The following is a 16900-nucleotide window of genomic DNA, read 5'->3' as shown; positions in this document are numbered from 1 at the left end:
GTTTCACTAAGGAAAATCAAGCATGAGCACGACGACTGATTCCACACCCAGAGCACAGACTCGGGGGAAGAATGTCCACAAGGGTGGGGGATCAGTTCGTCGTGCTCCTCTGACGTCTACACGTGCTGGTCGAATCCTCATCAGCTCTATATTGCCTCTGGCAATTTTGTTGCTGTGGCAAATTACGACCATGATGGGTGTTTTCACCGTTGGGCAGCTTCCCTCACCAGTAATGGTGTGGCAGGCATTTATTGACCTCATTCAACGTGGGCAGCTGGGGCCATACATTGGTATCTCTGTCCAACGCGTACTGCTCGGCTTCAGTATCGGCGCAACACTCGGATTGATCTTCGGAGCCATTGTTGGTCTCGCCAAAGTGTGGGACTACTTCTTTGGCTCCACATTTGGCGCAATTCGCGCTGTCCCATCCTTAGCTTGGGTTCCGCTACTGCTTCTGTGGTTGAAGATCGGCGAAGAATCCAAAGTTACGCTGATTGCTATAGGCGCATTCTTTCCTGTCTACACAACAGTTGCCGCGGCGCTTCGTCACGTAGATAAGCAATTAGTGGAAGCCGGTCGCGCATTCGGTTTATCTGGCTATCAACTATTTAAAACTGTGCAATTACCTGCAGTAGTTCCTTCGGTTATTTCTGGTTTGCGTCTTGCTTTAGCTCAATCTTGGCTCTTCCTGGTTGCCGCGGAATTGATTGCATCCTCGGCGGGACTTGGATTCTTACTCCTAGATTCCCAAAACAATGGCCGCACGGACAGAGTGATCCTTGCGATTATCTTGCTTGCCGTCTTTGGTAAAACAACAGACGCATTGTTGGGTTTGTTTGAGAAATGGGCTGTTCGTCGCTGGGCTTAATGCTCCTTCAGGCAACTCCTTTAGAATGAGCTCATGGCATACGAGGTAGAAAAAGACGACGAGCAGTGGAAAGCAGAGCTTTCTGCTGAAGAATACGCAGTACTTCGCCAAGCAGCGACAGAGCGTGCATGGTCTGGAGAGCTTCTCGATGAAGATCGTGCCGGAATCTACACCTGCAAAGCCTGTGGCAACGAACTCTTCACTGCCGGCACCAAGTTTGACTCAGGCTGTGGCTGGCCCTCATTTTATGAATCCGTTCGACCAGATGCAGTGGAGCTTCGCCCAGATCACTCTCTGGGCATCGAGCGAACCGAAGTGTTGTGTGCCAAGTGTGGCTCTCACCTCGGTCACGTCTTCCCCGATGGCTTTGGTACACCTACAGGCGATCGTTACTGCATGAACTCGATTTCGTTGAACTTCGAGGCTCAAGAGAACTAATTCTCTAGCTTCTGAGAACCTTCACGTCATCAACCGTGAGTTGAGGGTTTACCTTTAGTTGTTCTGAAGTGGGTTTAGTTTTTGCTGTTGTGGTCACAGCAGTAAGAAGGTGTGAGGTAGCCCGGGAGAGGCCACGGTAGGCAGCCTCAGCCGCAGCAGCTTCGGGGGATGTTGCATCCAAGCCCAGCGCAGCAAGTTGGTCTACTACAGCACCTGCTGCTAGGAGGTCCTCTGTCGTCACCCGAAGCTGTCCATCACGAGTTGAGCCTGCAGCAACGACCGCAATCAAGATGCGTTTAGCTAGTTTCACCTGCAGGTCAATTACCCACTGTGCCACTGCGTGTGCCGAAGTGAGATCTGTGAAAACAACAACGGGACCCTGGGGGAGAGTCTTCAGATCGACGTCGCTTCCGGGTTCGGTAATGGCATCGACCCAGACGATGACATCTGCATTTGTGCCAATGGCATGGGCGCCAGCGGCGGCCCAGTCAAACCGAACTTGGTAGCGAGTTTGTTCCATAGCAACATTCTGCCCGAGGCTGAACACCATCACTTTCTCGTGTGACGCAGTATGACATTCGTGGTGTGCGCCAACTCTGTGACTTCCATAATCTTGGTGCTATGGCAGATCGCGAATACGGGTTCAAAACCCGCTCTATCCACGCAGGGAATATACCTGACTCAACCACGGGTGCCCGGGCTCTTCCGATTTATCAGACCAGCGCATTCGTTTTTGATGACACGTCTGATGCCGCTGCGCGTTTTGCTTTGCAAAAATATGGGAACATCTACTCCCGCGTCTCCAATCCAACGGTGGCCTCCTTCGAAGAACGCGTTGCCAGTCTGGAGGGTGGTCTCGGCGCCGTCGCGACTGCCAGTGGGCTCTCGGCGCAGTACATCACCTTTGCTTCACTAGTTGGGCAAGGAGATCACATCGTTTCATCCGCCAACCTCTACGGCGGATCCATTACACAGCTTGATATCACCCTGCGCCGCTTCGGTGTGGAAACCACTTTTGTGCAGTCGGCTAACCCTGAAGACTACGCAGCCGCGATTACTCCAGCGACCAAATTGATCTATGCCGAGACGGTGGCAAACCCTTCTGGTGAGATCGCGGACATCGAGGGACTTGCTGAAGTTGCTCATTCTCACGGCATCCCCTTGATCATTGACTCCACCATTGCGACTCCTTACCTCTGCCGCCCCATTGAATGGGGTGCGGACGTGGTTATTCACTCGGCAACCAAGTTCTTGGGTGGCCATGGAACGACGCTGGGTGGTGTTGTTGTGGAGTCAGGTCGGTTCGATTGGAACACCGACAAATTCCCCCTCTTTGACGAGCCAGTTCCCTCCTACGGTGGTTTGACCTGGGGTGGCAACTTCGGCGAATATGCCTTCTTGACCCGTCTGCGTGCGGAACAGCTTCGCGACATTGGGCCTGTACTTTCTGCGCATTCTGCCTTCTTACTCGCGCAAGGTGTTGAGACGCTTCCATATCGGATGCAAGCTCACATCGACAATGCTCGCGAAGTTGCAAACTGGTTGGCTCAGGACAGTCGTATTGAGTTTGTGAACTGGGCAGGTCTGCCCAGCCACCAGCATTATGAGCGTGGGTTAAAGTACTTGCCCCTGGGTCCCGGCTCTGTCTTTAGCTTCTCCGTCAAGGGTGGCCGTGAAGTTGGCAGAAAGTTCATCGAATCTGTTGAACTTGCTAGCCATGTGGCCAACATTGGTGATGCAAAGACTCTGGTGATTCACCCTGCATCAACGACACACGCTCAGCTCACCGATCAGCAGCTGCTGGATGCAGGTGTTCTACCCGGCATCGTTCGCTTGTCTGTGGGCATCGAAGATGTTGAAGACATCATCTATGACCTCGATCAGGCATTAACCAAGGCTGTGGAGGGCAAATAATGGCAGAAGTAATCAACGCGCAGCTTGCTAATGGCCTCAGTTGTGAATTGCCTGCCAATTCACCACTTGCTAAGTTGCTCAAGTCGCAGCGCACCTGGGTTGGTCCGGATGCTAAAGCGCGCCAGCGTATTCTCAATAATGCTCAGTCGGTTGCGATTGTGGGAGCATCTCCCAACCCTTCTCGATCGAGCTATTTCGTGGGGACATATCTCCTTTCTTCCAGTGATTTTCGGGTCTATTTCGTCAACCCCAACGCTGACGAAATCTTGGGGGAGAAGGTCTATCCAGACCTTGCATCGCTGCCTGAAGTTCCAGACATTGTGGACGTTTTCCGCAGGGGCAGCGACATCCCTTCAGTTATCGATGATGTTGTGGCAATTGGGGCAAAGACCATCTGGGTTCAGCTTGGTATCTATAACGAAGAAGCTGCTCGTTATGGTGAGGAAAAGGGCCTCACTGTGGTGATGGACCGCTGTATCAAGGTGGAGCACGCCCGTTTCCACGGTGGATTGCACCTGCTGGGCTTTGACACGGGTGTGATCAGTGCAAAGAAGCTCGAACGCTAGATCGAGACTGTTTCAAACTTCAAAGTTTTCAGATCCACGGTGGTGACACTGTCGTGTTCCAGTGGTTCCCAGTCGTCAATATCTAAGCCACTGGAGGCAAAGACGATGGTTCCATCTACGCGCTGTTTCATGCGCATGAGGTAGTAGGAATCATCGTGGTCTGCTGGCAAGGTGCTCTTGTCGATACCGCGCTTGTCGAACTCTTCGATGGGGCTCGGGGCTCCCGATGATGCATGCACGGCAATGAGCTGCGTTTCGGAGAGAACCAGCGCATTCAGGCTTGATGTGGGGAAAAGCGAACGCAGCATGCCTGCAGCTTTCTGTGCTGCTTTGGAGAGCGTACTTCCATGCTCTCTATAGGTTTGAATCAGGCCGAAATAGCGTTCGCTATCGGTATCGCCCTTGATTCCCGCCTTCACGCTGGGAGAGAGCATCTCCTCCACGACGGCGAGGTCAGGGAAAGAACCGTTGTGAGCAAAAGAAATGTTGCCTGAAACAAACGGGTGGGTGTTTTCTGGCTCGCAGGCCATGCCACCTGTTGCCAGGCGGAGGTGAATGATTTTGGCCTTGGCTGAAAAACGACTTAGGGCGTCGAGAAGCTGCTGATCTTCCAACCCAGAGCTGTTTTGTTTGACCGATTCGAGCTCCACGTCACCGGATTCATCAATCCAGGATGAACCCCAGCCGTCACGGTGAAGTTTTGCCATGTCAAGAAAGACTCGCGACTGGGCGCCACCAAGCACAGATGCCACCGTTCGAGGCACCGGAGCAGCATAACCGAGGAGTCGACACACGTGAAAACTCTACGACAGCCCGTTGCGCAATTCGCGAGCTAACGAGAGTGTCACATCCCGCAAATCACCTTTAGTTTCTTCAAAGACGGCAAGTTGGCGCTGATAGCTGGCGCCTTTCCCCAGAATTAAGTTGATATGTTCGAGTTCCTGGGCACATCCCAACTTTTCAGCTGTCGGATGCAGCTGGCTCAGTAGAGCATGAATGTGTTCTCGCACAGGCACTTCTGTGCCGCGATTATCGATGATGATTGTTGCATCAAGGCCATAACGGGCAGAGCGCCACTTGTTTTCACGCACGAACCATGGCTTGAGGTGGGGGAGTTCTTTACCAGCGTCGAGTTTGGCAGAGAACCATTCGGTCAGTGACTGCGTTAACGCAGCTACCGCGCCGATTTCTTCCGCAGTGGAAAGGCCGTCACAGGCGCGGAACTCAATCGTGCCCCATTTGGGGGCAGGGCGAACGTCCCAGCGCACCTCAGAGACCACATCAATGATTCCAGTGCGAGTGAGGTCATCCACATAGTGTTCGAATGATTCCCAGTTGGGGAGGTCATAGGGGAGTCCCGCGGTAGGGAGCTGCTGAAACATCAAAGCACGATTAGAGGCATAGCCGGTAGCCTCGCCAGCCCAAAACGGACTTGAAGCAGATAGTGCTTGCAGGTGTGGATAGTAGGACAAAAGTGCGTTGAGGAGGGGGAAAACTTTTGACTTATCTTCAATGCCAACGTGAACATGGATTCCCCAAATCATCATGTTGCGACCCCACCACTGAGTTCGCTCAATCAGCTTGTGATATCGGGCCTTGTTAGAGACCACCTGTTCCTGCCACTGTGCAAAGGGGTGACTTCCCGAGCAAATCAAGTCAATGTCGAGTGGGTCTGTAACGTGTCGGACTTCAGCAAGTTGTCCTCGTAGATCCTGAACAGCACCGCCCACGGTATTGTGCACGTCAGAAACCAGCTCAACGGTGTTCATCAGTAATTCACCTGTGATGAAGGGATGCGCCGAGAAATCGGGGCCGTAGAGCTCTCCAAGCACCTTGTCGGCGACATTCTGCAATTCCCCTGATTGCTTATCAATCAGTGCGATTTCCCATTCGATACCAACGGTTGAGCGTGCTGAAGGTGCAAAAGAAACGTTCACTAGTGCACCCCAACCCAGACATTGAATAACGCTAAACAGATGTTTCGCTTGGTTCATGGTGACACGAAAGCGGAAGAGCTCGCCGAACCGGGCGTAACGATTAGCAATACAACGCCACAATCTGCCAGAATAGGAAGTCGAGTTTGATTCATATCCGACCCTCTAATCAGATATGTCTTGAATCCCTAGAGCTTGTACCGAGTGTGCCCCCACGCTCACGGTCGTCAGTTCATCCACTACACATCACTCACAGGAGAATTGTGGCTGTCAAAATCCGTTTGAAGCGCCTCGGAAAAATCCGTGCGCCTTACTACCGCATCGTCGTAGCAGACTCACGCACAAAGCGTGACGGTCGTGTTATTGAGGAGATCGGTAAGTACCACCCCACTGAGAACCCTTCTTTCATCGAAGTTAACTCAGAGCGTGCTCAGTACTGGCTCTCCGTTGGCGCACAGCCAACCGAGCAGGTTGAAGCACTTCTGAAGCTCTCCGGTGACTGGGGAATCTTCAAGGGCGACAAGAATGCAAAGAGCACCATCAAGGTTGCTGAGCCCAAGGCTGCCTTCGTTGTCGACACCAAGAAGAAGCCAGTACTCGTTCCTAAGACTGAAAAGGCACCTAAGAAGGAAGAGGCAGCTGTTGAAGCTGCTGAAGAAGCCGTCGTAGAGGCCGCAGCTGAGGAAGCCGTTATTGAAGCAGTAGCTGAAGAAGTTACTGAAGAAGCAGTAGCCGAGGCTGTCGTCGAAGAGGCAGCAGCTGAGGTTGTTGCCGAGGCTGAGGAAATTGTTGAGGCTGCCGAAGAAGCAGCTGGCGAGGAACAGGCCTAACACACATGCTCGCATCAGCAGTCAAGCACCTCGTCAAGGGAATCGTTGAACACCCTGATGACGTTGAAGTTGCTGTGCGTTCAAACAATCGTGGTGAGGTCCTCGAGGTTCATGTGAACCCCGAGGACCTTGGCCGCGTTATCGGCCGTTCTGGCCGCACTGCTAAGGCTCTTCGCACAGTTGTGAACGCCCTAGCTGATGGTCGCAAGGTTCGTGTCGACGTCGTCGACACTGACGCCTAACGTGACCACTGAACCCAGGCAGACCCAACTTCGCGTCGGGCGTCTGACAAAGGCTCACGGCCTCAAAGGCGCAATCAAAGTTGAGCTGTACACTGACGAACCTGAGAAGCGCTTTGTTCCAGGAGCTGTTTTCTCACTTCAGGTTCCTGAAGAGTCACCCTGGCACGGGAAAACTATTGAGCTCAGTGAACTCCGTTGGTACAACTCACACCCCGTAGCTTTTTTCAAAGATGTGCCCGATCGCACAGCTGCCGAGTCTCTCATCAAAGCAATCTTGTGGGTAGAACACGACAGTTCTGTTCTTCCTGAAGAACCAGAAGCCTGGTACGACCACCAGCTCACTGGTTTGAAGGCTGTTCGTGATGGTATCGAGGTTGGCACTATTGCTCGTGTTGACCATCTGCCCGCCCAGGACCTCCTCGTAGTCAAAACCGCTCAGGGCGAAGTCATGGTTCCTTTTGTGAAGGCAATTGTTCCTGAAGTGGATATCGAGAAAGGGATCGTGACTCTCACTCCACCGGGAGGCTTGTTTGAAGAACTTCCCGATGATGAAGACGACAATCTCCCTGAGGATTCCCGCGAGGCCTAATGCGCATTGATATCGTCACAATTTTCCCTGAGTTCTTCGCAACCTTGGATGTGTCGCTCCTGGGTAAAGCTCGGCAGTCTGGCCTCCTCCAAACGCACGTGCATGATCTACGTGACGTGACAACAGATAAGCACCGAACCGTCGATGACACTCCCTATGGCGGAGGCGCTGGCATGGTGATGAAGCCAGAGCCCTGGGGTGACACTCTGGACGCCATTCTGGCTGATCCAGATAGCTCGCAGCGTCCTGTTTTGATTGTTCCTTCACCTGCGGGGGAGCCCTTTACGCAAGTAGTAGCAAAAGAACTTTCTCAGGAAGAACAACTCATCTTTGCCTGTGGGCGATACGAGGGTATCGACCAGCGTGTCAGTGACCACTTTGCTACCCGAATGACAGTGCGCCCCATTTCGTTGGGAGATTATGTTCTCAACGGCGGGGAAGTGGCATCTCTAGCCATGATTGAGGCGATTGGACGTCTCATACCAGGTGTTGTGGGCAATCCGGACTCTCTTGTTGAAGAAAGTCACGAGGATGGGTTGCTGGAATATCCCAGCTATACCAAGCCTGCTGTATGGCGCGATCTCGAAGTTCCTCAAGTATTACTGTCGGGAAACCATGCAGCTATTGCTGCATGGCGGCACGAACAACAGCTGGAGCGCACCAAGCGGATTCGGCCCGATTTACTTCCTGAGTAAATTTCTGGCAGAATTATCACTTGTGCCGTTGGTTTCACCCTGCCACAGGGGGCACTGAAACTTTCATCACAGCACACTCTCTTTTCATCATTCACGTATGAGACCTGTGGCTTGTACAGATTGAGATACATCATGCACATTCTTGACGCTGTAGACGCACCATCGTTGCGTAGCGACATTCCAGAGTTCCGCGCCGGTGACACTGTAAAGGTTCACGTAAACATCATCGAAGGTAACCGCTCTCGTATCCAGGTATTCCAGGGTGTTGTTATCGGTCGTTCCGGTGAGGGCGTTCGCGAAACTTTCACGGTTCGTAAGGTTTCATTCCAGGTTGGTGTGGAGCGTAAGTTCCCCGTGCACTCGCCAGTTATTGACCACATCGAGGTCGTATCTCGCGGTGACGTTCGTCGCGCCAAGCTGTACTACCTGCGTAACCTGCGCGGTAAGAAGGCGAAAATCAAAGAGAAGCGCGACTTCTAAAATCTTCATCACGATAACCCCCACCCAGTGGGGGTTATCTTTTTGCCTCTTTTGGGAGTTTCACACACGCCACACAGGCTTTTGACGGAATCAGCAACCTAGACTTGACCTGCAGGGGAGAACTGACCAGATGACAGACACCACAACACAAACGCGCCATTTCTGGCGTTCAGTGTTGTTTTTTGTCCGCGATGTCTTGGTGATATTTGGTATCGCCATCGTGGTCTCATTCGTTGTGAAAACCTTTCTCATTCGCTCATTCTTCATTCCTTCAGCTTCGATGGAACAGACTCTGATGATTGACGACCGGGTTATTGTGAATGAGCTTGTTCCCCAGGTTGTCAGTGTTGAACACGGTGACATTGTCGTTTTCAAAGACCCAGGGGGCTGGCTACCAGCAAGGCCGCCTGTTGAGGTCAGCCCAACTCAGGCCGGCGTGGAGTGGGTGCTGTCACTTTTCGGTTTAGCTTCGCCAGATAGTAACGATCACTTGATCAAACGGGTTATTGGTATGCCTGGTGACACGGTGCAGTGCTGCACTGCTGAGGGACAGATCATTGTCAATGGTGTCCCCATCTCGGAGCCCTACATCACCATCCCACCGGGTGAAACACGTGCCTCGGCCATCGACTTCAATGTAACTGTTCCAGCTCATTCCTTGTTTGTCATGGGTGATAACCGCTACAACTCAAAAGATTCCCGGTATAACACGGAAACCCCCAGCAAAGGTTTTGTAGGTATCGATCACGTTGTCGGTCGAGCTTTTGTCCTGAGCTGGCCAATGAGTCGCTGGGAATGGTTGTCGAACTATCCTGAAGTCTTTGCCGATGTTCCACCGGCCCCAGCAGCGCAGTAGATCAGATGCCAGTTGAACCATCCCTTCGTGTCGAGGCGGAAATGTTTGCTTCTGGAGCCAGGCTGATTATCGGGATAGATGAGGTCGGCCGTGGAGCAATGGCAGGACCAGTCATGGTGGGGGTGTGTGCCATTGGCCCTTCAGTTACAGAGTTTCCCTCGGGACTGCGTGACTCAAAACTCGTTTCTGCAAAGAAGCGCACTGCACTCTTTCCTGAAGTTCAGGCCTGGGCGCCCACTGCCGTTGGCGAAGCATCTGCGCTTGAGATTGATGAGCTGGGGATCACTGCTTGTTTGGGACTAGCGGCAAAACGAGCACTGACGATGCTTCACCATGACGGTGTTTCTGTGGGGGAGGCCACAGTCTTGTTGGATGGTTCGCACGATTGGCTCAACCCCGCTTTAAGCAGCAAACTTCCTGTCGTCACGAGGGTGAAAGCAGATCAGGATTGTGCAGTAGTTTCTGCTGCATCAATTGTTGCCAAAGTGACTCGTGACGAATTGATGGTTTCTCTGGATAGTGAACATCCTGAGTATGGCTGGGCGTCAAATAAAGGCTACGGTGCTGCAGTGCACATGGAAGCCATCAAAACGAGAGGCCTCACCCCATATCACCGCGCAAGTTGGGTGAAGTAAAAACATCATAGGATTGATTCACCATGGATGAAGAAGACTTCGATGACTACGACCGCGAGGCCGAACTGGCGCTCTATCGCGAATATCGTGACGTTGTAGGGCAATTTTCTTATGTCATCGAGACAGAACGCCGCTTTTATCTAGCCAACGAAGTTGATGTAAAGCGCATTGATGCAGAACACGACTTCTATTTCGAGCTCACGATGACTGACGTGTGGGTGTGGGACGTTTACCGTGCAGATCGCTTCGTCAAAAGCGTTCGGGTACTGACATTCAAAGATGTCAACGTAGAGGAACTCTCATCCAAAGAGTTTGAACTACCTAAAGAACTCGCACTCGACGAATAGTTCTCAACAACAACACTCAGAGAAGTTTCGTCAACAGAAGACAATGTTGTTCTCTTCCTGATGGTGCCTCCATGGTTGATTCTCTTCGGAGGTCATCATGACAACAATTTGCGGACTACCTGAATCTGCCGTTACCGAATACATGAAACCTGTTCGACAACAAGATTCAGGAAGCAGTGATTTTGCCACGTCCTTTGCTCGAGCAGTGTGGGGCACCCTCACAGAAGCAGGGGACAGAGTTGCCGGCCTGCTTGTTAGTGCTGTGGGAGCACAAGACTCAATTGAACTGCTCATACAATGCCGCACAGCCTATGAGATTGCCCGTATCGTTCAATCTCGAATTGAGTTCCAGCAAGAGTTCGCGGACCTCGTTGAAGACATCGCTGAAGGCTTACAGCGGTGGATACCCCGATTGAGCTCGAGAGATGCACTCAATGCAGTTGTCCATGCTGGACATTTTGGTGCATTTCTCCTCACCCCAGAAGATGAGGATTGGCCACGAGGTTTTGATGATTTAGCGGCTCACGCACCCCTGGCTCTGTGGGCGAGGGGGAATCGTGATGCCCTAAGCAAATTCGCTCGATCGCTAGGGGTTGTCGGCGCACGGGCATCAACGGGATATGGCGAGCATGTCACGATGGAAACGGTTTCCACTCTTGCGCAACAGGACATAGCCATCGTTTCTGGCGCTGCCTATGGCATTGACGGCATGGCGCATCGTTCCGCTTTGGCAGTGGGAGGAACCACGATGGCCTTTCTCGCCGGGGGTGTTGATCGGTTCTATCCCAGCGGACATGATGCACTTCTGAGCAGGATCATCGAAAGTGGTCTTGTTCTTGCAGAGTCACCCTGTGGGTACTCGCCAACCAAGTGGCGGTTCCTCTTACGAAACCGGCTTATTGCTGCTTCGACCCAAGCCACGGTTGTTATGGAGGCAGGATGGCGTTCTGGTTCCTTGAACACGGCAAACCATGCGGCCACCCTCAATCGGCCACTGGGAGTCGTGCCGGGACCTGTCACGAGCGCCTCCTCGGCTGGATGTCATCGCCTGCTTCGTGAATACGACGCCATCTGCGTGACAACAGCAGCTGAGATGTGTGAATTACTTCCACAGCACACTCCGCCAGCTGACATGCTCGATGAGGTTGAATGAGGCATTCTTGAGCTATGCGTATCGACAGTGCTCTGGATGGCTTCATGCAGTACCTCAGTGCTGAACGCGGCTATTCGGAGCACACCATCAAGGCGTATTCCTCAGACTTGAAAGATCTCAGCTCATTTGCTGAACGCAAAAATCGCGAAGCTGTCTCCGATGTCACTCTCGCTTTCTTAAGAGATTGGCTCTATGAGTCTGCTCAGGCAGGGTTGTCGAAGACAACATTGGCCAGGCGCACAGCCAGTGCTCGAAGCTTCACACAGTGGCTCAGGCGACAGGGTTTCCTGGAAACAGATCCAGCATCACGCCTGAAATCTCCAAAAGCCGACCAGTCTCTTCCTCGCGTTATTTCACAACCCCAACTGCAGGACGTCTTTGACGTCCTCACCAGTAATGCTGCTGATGGAGAGCCGGTTGCGTTGCGTGATCTGGCAATTGTGGAGCTTCTATATGCATCAGGTCTTCGTGTATCAGAACTGGTTGGGTTGAATCTGGGGGATATCGATTTAGATCGGCTGACAGTTCGAGTCTTGGGTAAAGGTTCAAAGGAGCGCGTTGTTCCTTTTGGTAATCCTGCAGCTATTGCATTATCGGACTATCTTCTTCGCGCGCGCACAATCCTGGTGGAAGGTAAAGCAGCAACCTCAGCTTTTTTTGTTGGGGCCCGAGGTGCTCGGTTGAGCACCCGAGCTGTCTATGGGCTCGTCGCATCATTACTGGAACCTCTAAGCGGTTCAGGGCCTGCCGGCCCCCATGCTCTCAGGCATACCGCAGCGACTCACCTCTTAGATGGCGGCGCTGATTTGCGAATAGTTCAGGAAATGCTCGGTCACGCGAGTATGGGAACAACCCAGATATATACTCACGTCTCTATGGAGCGACTTACTTCGAGCTACCAGCAAGCGCACCCTCGCGCTTAGCGGCAAGCTTCATGCGCTGCTTGAACCAAGCTGTGTCGGTGATTCTGGCAAGTACTGGGCCAGATATCACCGTGATGAGCATATAGGTTGCCGCCATGGGCGCAATCAGTGGCTGAACACCAGCAGAGACAGCAAGACCAGCGATGATCACCGTGAATTCTCCACGCGGCATGAGAGCCACACCGGTACGCCAGCGACCTGGGCGACCAATTCCTGCGCTCTTTGCTGCCAGGTAACCGGTCGCAACCTTGGTCGACATCGTGATGATGGCCAAAATCAAAGCAGGAATGAAAACTTGTGGGATGTCTGCAGGGTTTGTGGTCAGGCCAAAAAAGACAAAGAAGATAGCGGCAAAAAGATCACGCAGTGGTGCTAGAAGTTTTTCTGCATTGTGTGCAACCTGTCCTGAGAGGGCAATACCAACCAGGAACGCGCCAACAGCTGCGGAAACCTGAACAGCGGCGGCAAGTCCGGCCACCAACATTGTGAGCCCCAAAACACCAAGCAACAGTGATTCTGGTTGTTCGGCGTGAAAGATGCGAGAGAGCTTCTTACCTTGGCGAACTGCAAGGAACAAGACAATGGAAACAGAGCCGACAGCAATTGCGACTGTAATCGCACCCTGAGCCAAACTAGCCCCGACCACAACGGCGGACAAGATCGGCAGATAGAACGCCATGGCTAGGTCTTCTAGAACCAACACTGACAGCACAATCGGCGTCTCACGGTTACCCAGACGTCCGAGATCTCTCAATACTTTGGCGATAACCCCGGAGGAAGAAACCCACGTGACTCCAGCCATGGCCAGTGCGGCAACGGGGCCCCAGCCCAATATAAGGGCAAATAATGCACCAGGGATGGCATTGAGTAAGGCATCCCATACTCCGGCTCGTGCGGAGGATTTGAGGTTGCCCACAAGTTCAGCAGGTGAATATTCCAAACCAAGCATGACAAGTAACAAGACAACGCCTAGCTCAGCGCCTGAGCTTAAGAAGTCGTTGCTGGCATGAAGAGGAAGTATTCCGCCAGAACCAAAAATTAACCCTGCTGTCATATACAGCGGGATGGGGGATTGGCCGAACCTGATTGCGACGCGACCGAGCAGACTGAGGCCAAGGAGCAAAGCTCCAACCTCAATCAGCATCCAGGTTTCGTCGTGCATGGGCTATACCTGGCTGTGTGCGAGCAATGAGTCCAGTTTGTCCAAACCTTCGCGGGTTCCTACGGCAACGATGAGGTCATCTAGTCGCAGAATTTCTGCAGGAGTAGGTGAGGCAATCACATCTTTGCCACGCAGGATGGCAACAATGGAGGTTCCAGTTCTGGTTCGGGCTTGAGTATCTCCAAGAGGACGATCGAGGAATCTGGAATCTGCAGGAAGCATGAGCTGTTCGGTATATAGCCCTATCGTGCCGCCACCCAATCCAGAGAGTTGGCTCAGAAGTGCTGCGTGACCGAGGAGGTCAGATAGTGCTGCCGCTTCATCGCCAGTGAGTTCCACAGAGCCCAAGATGGCGTCGGGATCTTCTGGATCGTAGAGGGCAACCTCACGGTTACCATCTCGGTAACTCAATACCCCGATGCGTTGTCCCTCTTGAGTTACGACGTCGTGTCGAACACCAATACCGGGCAGGTCAATTTTTTCGATGCGTACACCCATACCTCCACGTTATCTCAGAGCTGAGCGCACACCCTCAGAAATTGTCTGATCAGTGAAGCTGAAACCAGAACTTAACAGAACCTCTGGAACAATATGTTGGCTGGAGAGAAGAAGTTCACGACCTGCTTGACCTAACAGTAGCGAAATGGCGAAGCCAGGCGCTGGTAGCCAGAATGGCCGTTTGAGTTGATGGGCAAGCTCTTTCATGACGGTCGCAGAGGTTGCAGATTCAGGGCCAACGAGATTGACCGGGCCAGTGACATCGTGGTCAATCAAAAATGCCAGCGCGCGGACTTCGTCCTCCAAGCTGATCCACGGCCACCAGTCCTTGCCGCCGGCTAGTGGGCCGGATGCAAAGAATTTTGTGATGAGTTTCAAAGGGCCTAAAGCTCCATGGTCACCGAGGACAAGCCCAGTTCGAGCCAAGACAACTCGAGTGTGTTGTGTTGCCGGCATCGCTGCTTCTTCCCACTTGGCAACAACTTCAGCGAGGAAACCAACCCCTTGTGAAGAAGATTCAGTCAAAATCTCGTTGTCGCGGTCTCCATAAAATCCGACAGCAGAGCCGTTAATCAGCACCTCGGGTTTGTATTGAGCTCGGGCAATCGCGTCCACAATGGTGCTCGTCGATGCAATGCGAGAGTCGAGAATTATTTTCTTGCGTGTGGCTGTCCACGGCATTTTGCTGATGGTTGATCCTGCCAGATTGACAATCACATCAATGGGTTTTCCGATGCCTTGTGCTAGCTGGTCTAAGTCCAAAGGATCCGCCCCAGGAGCCCAGGAAAATGACTGAACACTGGAAGCGGAGCTGGAGGGATTTCGCGAGAGATGGCAAACAACGTGACCTTGTTCCTGCAATAGCACTGAAAGAGCTGAGCCAATCATCCCTGACCCACCAGCGATGAGAACCGTTAACGCACGAGCCACCACAACCTCCTTGAGAAGGCGGCCGTGGCTCGAATATATTTCGAGTTACGCGGATGCGCCTCCGCGTCCCACGATACCTGCGCGAACGAGCAGAACATAGATTTGGCATCCCAGGCAGTAACCAAACACCGAGTTCAAGAATGCCGCGATAAAGGCAAAGGCAACGGCAATTACTGCGCCGGTAGTAATCCCGAGCACTGCGAAGACCAGACCTGCCAGCGAAATGATGAAACCAATAAGTTGGGCGAATGTTGGTGGCTTGGGGTCTTCAAGTTCCTCGGGTGCGGAAAGACGAGGTCGAACCAAAGCTTTGAAGATAGAGCCGTAGGGGTGCTTGGAAATACCGCCAAACGCACCAATGGCAAAAATGACGGTGATGTACGCAAGCAGTAAACCGGCCGGAGTGAAGAGATTTTGGAATACAGAATTGCTCGCAGAAAGGGCGGTGGGGTTAGCCAGTAACACAATGAGCTCTATGGTGAGCGTGATGAGGGTGAGGGTGGCACCAAAGCGGGGGCCACGTGGATCGATGCCTCGGGTTCCAGGCTGAGCTGCCAGCGGGTTGGGCTTCTTAGATGACATAGCTGTCGTGCTCTCTCTTGATTGCGATTTCTAAGGCAGAGATTACTGCCTCAGGTCTGGGGGATCCTCCAATGCGAGCGGCGATAGCACCACTGTCATCGAGGATGAAGGTTGTCGGGGTTTGGAGAATATTGAATTGTTGAGCGAGATCTTGCCGGTGTGTGAGGTCTACATCCACATGAGTAACACCCGGGTATTGGGATGCGACCTGAGTCAGGTATTTACGTGTTCCTGGGCACTTTGTACAAAATTCAGAGCTGAATTGGAGAAGGGTTCCGATTTTTCCAAATTGGATACCTTCACCCAGGTTCGCAGGGTTGACTCGGGTCAAGCCATCTTGTTTTTTGGCACGCCCCTCAGTTGCTTTGACGAGAAAACCTATTGCGGTCGAGACCACAATGAGTCCGCCGATCAGCAGCAGAATGAGTGAGAGATCCATGGTGGTTAAAGACTATTTCTCTTTATCTTCGTCGTGCCGAGTATGACGTAACGTGACGACGGGTAAGGTTTTATCCGTGGCTGAGATTGAATTTCGTTCAGATGTAACTGTTGAATTGGTGCGCTCGAGTGCCCATGACTCTGATGTGCTTTTTGCGGCACGTGTATCGACCCAGGGGGAGCAGACTCTCGAAGAGTCCATGCACACTCCTGAGTCACGTGCAGAGGATGAGAAGCGCGACAAGGGTCTTATCAACTACCTGATGCGTGATCGCCACGGCTCTCCTTTTGAACACAACTCGATGACTTTTTATGTGCAGGCTCCTATCTTCGTCTTCCGTGAGTTCATGCGTCACCGCATTGCCTCATACAACGAAGAGTCTGCTCGTTACCGTGAGCTGAACCCTGTGTTTTATGTTCCAGCCCCAGACCGTAACCTCATTCAGGTCGGTAAACCAGGTGCGTATGACTTTGTTCCCGGGACTGCAGAACAAGCTGCCCTCACCCGTGAAGCAACTATTCATGCCGTCACTGTGGCCTACCAAGAGTACGAGCGCATGCTCGAAGCAGGTATCGCTCGTGAGGTCGCACGTGGCGTTCTGCCGGTAGCGACATACTCTTCGATGTACGTCACCATGAACGCTCGTTCGTTGATGAACTTCCTTTCGTTGCGCACTAAGCGAGAAGGAACGCACTTTCCTTCCTTCCCTCAGCGAGAGATTGAAATGGTTGCTGAAAAGATGGAAGACGAGTGGGCAAAGCTCATGCCGCTGACCTATGAGGCGTTCAATGAGCACGGCCGTGTTTCGCCCTAATCAGC

General features: G+C 52.6%; 22 protein-coding genes and 1 pseudogene. 15 read left to right on the top strand and 8 right to left on the bottom strand.

Going from position 1 to position 16900, the window contains the following annotated elements; all coding sequences use genetic code 11:
• The first annotated feature begins 22 nt into the window (after positions 1 to 22).
• A complete protein-coding gene (locus tag AURUGA1_RS05260; RefSeq protein WP_114129187.1) occupies positions 23 to 868 on the top strand; it encodes an ABC transporter permease in 846 nt (281 codons plus the stop codon).
• A 33-nt stretch (positions 869 to 901) separates the two neighbouring features.
• Positions 902 to 1306: a peptide-methionine (R)-S-oxide reductase MsrB gene (msrB, locus tag AURUGA1_RS05255; RefSeq protein WP_114129186.1), complete on the top strand. Its 405-nt coding sequence runs from the start codon at positions 902 to 904 to the stop codon at positions 1304 to 1306.
• 4 nt (positions 1307 to 1310) lie between these two features.
• Here the strand turns inward: msrB and AURUGA1_RS05250 are convergent, their stop codons facing one another.
• Positions 1311 to 1826, bottom strand: a complete 516-nt coding sequence (locus AURUGA1_RS05250) for a 2-phosphosulfolactate phosphatase (protein ID WP_162784065.1) — start codon at positions 1824 to 1826, stop codon at positions 1311 to 1313.
• A gap of 101 nt (positions 1827 to 1927) precedes the next feature.
• On the opposite strand from AURUGA1_RS05250, the gene AURUGA1_RS05245 reads away from it, so the two are divergent.
• Entirely contained in the window at positions 1928 to 3220 is a 1293-nt protein-coding gene (locus tag AURUGA1_RS05245; protein ID WP_114129726.1) for an O-acetylhomoserine aminocarboxypropyltransferase/cysteine synthase family protein, read from the top strand.
• Positions 3220 to 3786, top strand: a complete 567-nt coding sequence (locus AURUGA1_RS05240) for a CoA-binding protein (RefSeq protein WP_114129184.1) — start codon at positions 3220 to 3222, stop codon at positions 3784 to 3786. The genes AURUGA1_RS05245 and AURUGA1_RS05240 overlap by 1 nt, the downstream gene beginning before the upstream one ends.
• On the opposite strand, the gene AURUGA1_RS05235 is transcribed toward AURUGA1_RS05240, so the two are convergent.
• Entirely contained in the window at positions 3783 to 4580 is a 798-nt protein-coding gene (locus tag AURUGA1_RS05235) for a class II glutamine amidotransferase (protein WP_114129183.1), read from the bottom strand. The genes AURUGA1_RS05240 and AURUGA1_RS05235 overlap by 4 nt on opposite strands.
• Before the next feature lie 9 nt (positions 4581 to 4589).
• A complete protein-coding gene (locus AURUGA1_RS05230; protein WP_114129182.1) occupies positions 4590 to 5723 on the bottom strand; it encodes a glutamate--cysteine ligase in 1134 nt (377 codons plus the stop codon).
• Between the two features lie 260 nt (positions 5724 to 5983).
• Here AURUGA1_RS05230 and rpsP point away from each other — a divergent pair.
• From rpsP to AURUGA1_RS05180, 10 genes and pseudogenes are all read left to right on the top strand, one after another.
• A pseudogene (rpsP, locus tag AURUGA1_RS05225) lies at positions 5984 to 6403 on the top strand (30S ribosomal protein S16); the annotation flags it as partial.
• Between the two features lie 152 nt (positions 6404 to 6555).
• The gene (locus tag AURUGA1_RS05220; protein WP_096380627.1) at positions 6556 to 6792 is read left to right on the top strand and encodes an RNA-binding protein; all 237 of its coding nucleotides are present in this window, start codon (positions 6556 to 6558) and stop codon (positions 6790 to 6792) included.
• Entirely contained in the window at positions 6749 to 7381 is a 633-nt protein-coding gene (gene rimM / locus AURUGA1_RS05215; RefSeq protein ID WP_114129180.1) for a ribosome maturation factor RimM, read from the top strand. The genes AURUGA1_RS05220 and rimM overlap by 44 nt, the downstream gene beginning before the upstream one ends.
• Positions 7381 to 8076: a tRNA (guanosine(37)-N1)-methyltransferase TrmD gene (trmD, locus tag AURUGA1_RS05210; protein ID WP_114129179.1), complete on the top strand. Its 696-nt coding sequence runs from the start codon at positions 7381 to 7383 to the stop codon at positions 8074 to 8076. The genes rimM and trmD overlap by 1 nt, the downstream gene beginning before the upstream one ends.
• A gap of 132 nt (positions 8077 to 8208) precedes the next feature.
• Positions 8209 to 8556, top strand: a complete 348-nt coding sequence (rplS, locus tag AURUGA1_RS05205; protein ID WP_096380636.1) for a 50S ribosomal protein L19 — start codon at positions 8209 to 8211, stop codon at positions 8554 to 8556.
• A 130-nt stretch (positions 8557 to 8686) separates the two neighbouring features.
• A complete protein-coding gene (gene lepB / locus AURUGA1_RS05200; protein WP_114129178.1) occupies positions 8687 to 9412 on the top strand; it encodes a signal peptidase I in 726 nt (241 codons plus the stop codon).
• Between the two features lie 5 nt (positions 9413 to 9417).
• The gene (locus AURUGA1_RS05195; RefSeq protein WP_114129177.1) at positions 9418 to 10047 is read left to right on the top strand and encodes a ribonuclease HII; all 630 of its coding nucleotides are present in this window, start codon (positions 9418 to 9420) and stop codon (positions 10045 to 10047) included.
• 23 nt (positions 10048 to 10070) lie between these two features.
• A complete protein-coding gene (locus AURUGA1_RS05190; RefSeq protein ID WP_096380642.1) occupies positions 10071 to 10394 on the top strand; it encodes a DUF2469 domain-containing protein in 324 nt (107 codons plus the stop codon).
• A gap of 97 nt (positions 10395 to 10491) precedes the next feature.
• Positions 10492 to 11547 carry a DNA-processing protein DprA gene (gene dprA, locus AURUGA1_RS05185; RefSeq protein ID WP_114129176.1) on the top strand — a complete coding sequence of 352 codons (1056 nt, stop codon included), beginning with the start codon at positions 10492 to 10494 and terminating at the stop codon, positions 11545 to 11547.
• Positions 11548 to 11561: 14 nt separating this feature from the next.
• Positions 11562 to 12470 carry a tyrosine recombinase XerC gene (locus tag AURUGA1_RS05180; RefSeq protein ID WP_114129175.1) on the top strand — a complete coding sequence of 303 codons (909 nt, stop codon included), beginning with the start codon at positions 11562 to 11564 and terminating at the stop codon, positions 12468 to 12470.
• On the opposite strand, the gene AURUGA1_RS05175 is transcribed toward AURUGA1_RS05180, so the two are convergent.
• The 5 genes from AURUGA1_RS05175 to AURUGA1_RS05155 are packed head-to-tail and all read right to left on the bottom strand — an operon-like array spanning position 12433 to position 16081.
• Entirely contained in the window at positions 12433 to 13632 is a 1200-nt protein-coding gene (locus AURUGA1_RS05175; RefSeq protein WP_114129174.1) for a cation:proton antiporter, read from the bottom strand. The genes AURUGA1_RS05180 and AURUGA1_RS05175 overlap by 38 nt on opposite strands.
• Positions 13633 to 13635: 3 nt before the next feature.
• Positions 13636 to 14130 carry a cation:proton antiporter regulatory subunit gene (locus tag AURUGA1_RS05170; RefSeq protein WP_114129173.1) on the bottom strand — a complete coding sequence of 165 codons (495 nt, stop codon included), beginning with the start codon at positions 14128 to 14130 and terminating at the stop codon, positions 13636 to 13638.
• Between the two features lie 9 nt (positions 14131 to 14139).
• Positions 14140 to 15060: a TIGR01777 family oxidoreductase gene (locus tag AURUGA1_RS05165; protein ID WP_114129172.1), complete on the bottom strand. Its 921-nt coding sequence runs from the start codon at positions 15058 to 15060 to the stop codon at positions 14140 to 14142.
• Between the two features lie 45 nt (positions 15061 to 15105).
• A complete protein-coding gene (locus tag AURUGA1_RS05160) occupies positions 15106 to 15642 on the bottom strand; it encodes a DUF4395 domain-containing protein (protein WP_114129171.1) in 537 nt (178 codons plus the stop codon).
• Positions 15632 to 16081, bottom strand: coding sequence for a thioredoxin family protein (locus AURUGA1_RS05155; RefSeq protein WP_114129170.1), 450 nt, complete (start codon positions 16079 to 16081; stop codon positions 15632 to 15634). Before AURUGA1_RS05155 ends, AURUGA1_RS05160 begins: the two co-directional genes overlap by 11 nt.
• A gap of 76 nt (positions 16082 to 16157) precedes the next feature.
• Here AURUGA1_RS05155 and thyX point away from each other — a divergent pair, with 76 nt between their 5' ends.
• Complete coding sequence (thyX, locus tag AURUGA1_RS05150) at positions 16158 to 16895, top strand: FAD-dependent thymidylate synthase (protein WP_114129169.1); 738 nt, start codon at positions 16158 to 16160, stop codon at positions 16893 to 16895.
• Positions 16896 to 16900 lie beyond the last annotated feature (5 nt).

Source organism: Aurantimicrobium sp. MWH-Uga1 (assembly GCF_003325955.1).
GTDB lineage: Bacteria > Actinomycetota > Actinomycetes > Actinomycetales > Microbacteriaceae > Aurantimicrobium.
This window is presented reverse-complemented; position numbering and strand designations above follow the sequence as displayed.

Bases quoted from the DNA above. Each gene is read 5' to 3' on its own strand.
- AURUGA1_RS05260 (WP_114129187.1), top strand. From the start codon at position 23: ATGAGCACGACGACTGATTCCACACCCAGAGCACAGACTCGGGGGAAG.
- msrB (WP_114129186.1), top strand. From the start codon at position 902: ATGGCATACGAGGTAGAAAAAGACGACGAGCAGTGGAAAGCAGAGCTT.
- AURUGA1_RS05250 (WP_162784065.1), bottom strand. From the start codon at position 1,826: ATGGAACAAACTCGCTACCAAGTTCGGTTTGACTGGGCCGCCGCTGGC.
- AURUGA1_RS05245 (WP_114129726.1), top strand. From the start codon at position 1,928: ATGGCAGATCGCGAATACGGGTTCAAAACCCGCTCTATCCACGCAGGG.
- AURUGA1_RS05240 (WP_114129184.1), top strand. From the start codon at position 3,220: ATGGCAGAAGTAATCAACGCGCAGCTTGCTAATGGCCTCAGTTGTGAA.
- AURUGA1_RS05220 (WP_096380627.1), top strand. From the start codon at position 6,556: ATGCTCGCATCAGCAGTCAAGCACCTCGTCAAGGGAATCGTTGAACAC.
- rimM (WP_114129180.1), top strand. From the start codon at position 6,749: ATGGTCGCAAGGTTCGTGTCGACGTCGTCGACACTGACGCCTAACGTG.
- trmD (WP_114129179.1), top strand. From the start codon at position 7,381: ATGCGCATTGATATCGTCACAATTTTCCCTGAGTTCTTCGCAACCTTG.
- rplS (WP_096380636.1), top strand. From the start codon at position 8,209: ATGCACATTCTTGACGCTGTAGACGCACCATCGTTGCGTAGCGACATT.
- lepB (WP_114129178.1), top strand. From the start codon at position 8,687: ATGACAGACACCACAACACAAACGCGCCATTTCTGGCGTTCAGTGTTG.
- AURUGA1_RS05195 (WP_114129177.1), top strand. From the start codon at position 9,418: ATGCCAGTTGAACCATCCCTTCGTGTCGAGGCGGAAATGTTTGCTTCT.
- AURUGA1_RS05190 (WP_096380642.1), top strand. From the start codon at position 10,071: ATGGATGAAGAAGACTTCGATGACTACGACCGCGAGGCCGAACTGGCG.
- dprA (WP_114129176.1), top strand. From the start codon at position 10,492: ATGACAACAATTTGCGGACTACCTGAATCTGCCGTTACCGAATACATG.
- AURUGA1_RS05180 (WP_114129175.1), top strand. From the start codon at position 11,562: ATGCGTATCGACAGTGCTCTGGATGGCTTCATGCAGTACCTCAGTGCT.
- AURUGA1_RS05175 (WP_114129174.1), bottom strand. From the start codon at position 13,632: ATGCACGACGAAACCTGGATGCTGATTGAGGTTGGAGCTTTGCTCCTT.
- AURUGA1_RS05170 (WP_114129173.1), bottom strand. From the start codon at position 14,130: ATGGGTGTACGCATCGAAAAAATTGACCTGCCCGGTATTGGTGTTCGA.
- AURUGA1_RS05160 (WP_114129171.1), bottom strand. From the start codon at position 15,642: ATGTCATCTAAGAAGCCCAACCCGCTGGCAGCTCAGCCTGGAACCCGA.
- AURUGA1_RS05155 (WP_114129170.1), bottom strand. From the start codon at position 16,081: ATGGATCTCTCACTCATTCTGCTGCTGATCGGCGGACTCATTGTGGTC.